Raw genomic sequence first — 2,474 nt, 5'->3', positions numbered from 1 at the left:
ACCTCGAGGTGGAGACCTACACCTGGCAGGCGCTCCCGCCCGGTCTGCGCGGCGGCGGCACCGTCCTCCTGCACGACACGGACCGGATGTCGGCCCCCGGCTGCTGGCGGGCCGCACTGGGCGCCCTGCCCGGCATCGTGCACACCTGCCACGGGGCGGGGCTGTCGGTCGGCCCGCTCGCGGACCACGGGGTACGGGGCCGCCCCGCTTGACCCTGACACGGTGACAAGGTCTTCACTGCGGTCAGGGAGGTGGTTCCCGGTGACCATGCCGGAAGAGGACCCGGACACGAAGCGAGCCCTGCGAGGGCTGGAGAACGACGACCCGTCGGTACGCCTGCGTGCGGCACTGGCGATGGGCACGGCCCCGGACCCCCGGTTCGTCGGCGCACTGGTCGAACGGTGTGCGACGGAGCCCGTCTTCCACGTGCGGGACATGCTCACGTGGGCGCTCACCCGCCACGCGTCGTCGCTGACGGTCCCCCGGCTCGTCGGCGAACTCCGTTCGGAGCGAGCGCAGGCGCGGAGCCAGGCGCTGCACACGCTGTCCAAGATCGGAGACCGGCGGGCCTGGCCGGAGATCACACGTACGCTGCTGACCGACGCCGACGACGAGGTGGCGCGGAGCGCCTGGCGAACGGCGGTCGTTCTCGTGCCCGAAGGTGAGGAGGCCGGGCTGGCCGGAGTACTGGCGACACAGCTGGGACGCGGCGGGCGTGAGACGCGGTCGAGCCTCAGCCGGGCGCTGACCGCGCTCGGCGAGGTGATCGTGCCGGTGCTGCACGCCGCGATGACACACCCCGGCCCCCGGGTGCGGCAGCACGCGATCGCCACGGAGCGGCTGCTGCTCGATCCGGACGCCGGGTTCGAGTCCGCGATCGAGGAGGCCAAACGCATCGTGGCCCTCGGCGCGAGCGTGCGGAGGGAGTGACGGGCAGTGCTGATCGGTGAGGTGGCACGACGGTCCGGGGTCAGTGCCCGCATGCTCCGGCACTACGACTCGCTCGGCCTGCTGCACCCGACAGGGCGTACCGGGGCCGGCTACCGCGAGTACTCCGGCGACGACATCCGGCGCATCTTCCACATCGAGAGCCTGCGCTCGCTGGGGCTGTCGCTGCGCGAGATCGGGCGTGCGCTGGACGATCCCGCCTTCGAGCCCGCCCAGCTCGTGGACGACCTCGTCCGCCGGACACGCGAACGCATCGCCCGTGAGACGGAGCTGCTGACGCGGCTCCGTCGGATCGGTGCCGCGGAGCCCGCCGGCTGGGAGGAAGTCCTGCGGACCGTCGCCCTGCTCCAGGCGCTGAAGTCGGAGGACGCCGGGAGGCGCCAGCGCGCGGCCCTGTCCTCGGCGACCGGGGTTCCGGTGCCGGCGGAGGCCCTGGTCGAGGCGGCGCTGAGCGAAGCGGACCCGAACGTCGCCGGTGCCCTTCGCTGGGCGCTGGCACGGTCGGAGGACGGCGGATTGGGCCTGCTGGCGGACGGTCTCGCCTCGCCGGAGGCCGAGGTGCGCACACGCGCCGTCCGGTCCGTCGCCGGGATGTCCGGCCCGGAGGCGACCGCACTGCTGCGGGAGGCCCTCACCGACTCCGAGGTCGCGGTACGCGGGCACGCGGCTCTGGCGCTCGGGACGCGCGGAGTGGCCGAGGCCGCCCCGGTGCTCGTCGACATGGTCGTCCAGAAGGTGAACGACGTGGACGCGGCCGATGCGCTGGGCGTACTGGCCCGGGATCCGGTGGCCGCGGACCGGATCACCGGCGCACTCGTCGACCGTCTCGAACACGTCCCCGGTGCGCCGGCGCGCCGCCGCCTGGCTCAGGCCCTCGCGGCCATCCCGGGTCCCGCGGCGTCCCGTGCCCTCGCGCGGCTGTCGCGGGACGAGGACCGCGGTGTCGCGCTCACCGCCGCGTACATCGTGAAGCTCCGCGACACGCGGTGAGGAATCGCTGCCGCGGCACCGGGTGCGCCGCGCGGGCGACGACACGCCGCAGGCGTTCAGCACCGGGTCCCTGTCCGACGGCGCCGCGCGTACGGGGTCAGGCGGGTGCCGGAGGCCGGGTGACCGCGGACAGCCGGTGCAGGCGCAGGGCGAGCTGGGTCTCCAGGGCCCGGTCGGGGCTCTGCCAGTCGGGGCCCAGGAGGCGGCCGACGCGTTCCAGTCGCTGGGCGACCGTGTTGACATGCACGTGGAGTTCGTCCTTGGTGCGGGCGGGGCTCATGCCGCAGGCGAAGTAGGCGTCGAGGGTGCGCAGCAGTTCGGTGCCGCGGCGCTCGTCGTACGCGACGACCCGGCCGATGGTGCGGTCGACGAAGCCGGCGATGTCCCGCTCCCCCGCCAGCAGCAGCCCCAGGAAGCCGAAGTCCTCGGCGGCGGAGCCGTCACCGGTGCGGCCGAGGAGCCGGAGGACGTCGAGGCAGCGGCGGGCCTCCGCATAGGCCGCCGCCACGGTGTCGGGGCGGGCGGTGAGCTGTCGC

Annotated in this window: 3 protein-coding genes and 1 pseudogene; 3 read left to right on the top strand and 1 reads right to left on the bottom strand. The window is 74.5% G+C overall.

All coding sequences use genetic code 11. The features are described from left to right. From B9S61_RS10645 to B9S61_RS10635, 3 genes and pseudogenes are all read left to right on the top strand, one after another. Positions 1 to 212, top strand: a pseudogene (locus tag B9S61_RS10645) (hypothetical protein); the annotation flags it as partial. A 55-nt stretch (positions 213 to 267) separates the two neighbouring features. Beyond that, entirely contained in the window at positions 268 to 930 is a 663-nt protein-coding gene (locus B9S61_RS10640; RefSeq protein ID WP_374936198.1) for a HEAT repeat domain-containing protein, read from the top strand. A gap of 6 nt (positions 931 to 936) precedes the next feature. Then, positions 937 to 1,938, top strand: a complete 1,002-nt coding sequence (locus B9S61_RS10635; protein ID WP_103542028.1) for a MerR family transcriptional regulator — start codon at positions 937 to 939, stop codon at positions 1,936 to 1,938. A gap of 97 nt (positions 1,939 to 2,035) precedes the next feature. Here the strand turns inward: B9S61_RS10635 and B9S61_RS10630 are convergent. Then, positions 2,036 to 2,474 (bottom strand): CdaR family transcriptional regulator (locus B9S61_RS10630; RefSeq protein ID WP_181007322.1); only part of this gene is annotated, 439 nt, incomplete at its 5' end.

Source organism: Streptomyces sp. SM1, assembly GCF_002910825.1.
Lineage (GTDB): Bacteria > Actinomycetota > Actinomycetes > Streptomycetales > Streptomycetaceae > Streptomyces > Streptomyces okerensis.
Note: the sequence above shows the minus strand (reverse complement) of the source record. Positions and strands in the feature narration are given on the sequence as shown.

Excerpts from the sequence above, each read along its gene's own strand:
- B9S61_RS10640 (WP_374936198.1), top strand. The coding sequence starts at position 268 with ATGCCGGAAGAGGACCCGGACACGAAGCGAGCCCTGCGAGGGCTGGAG.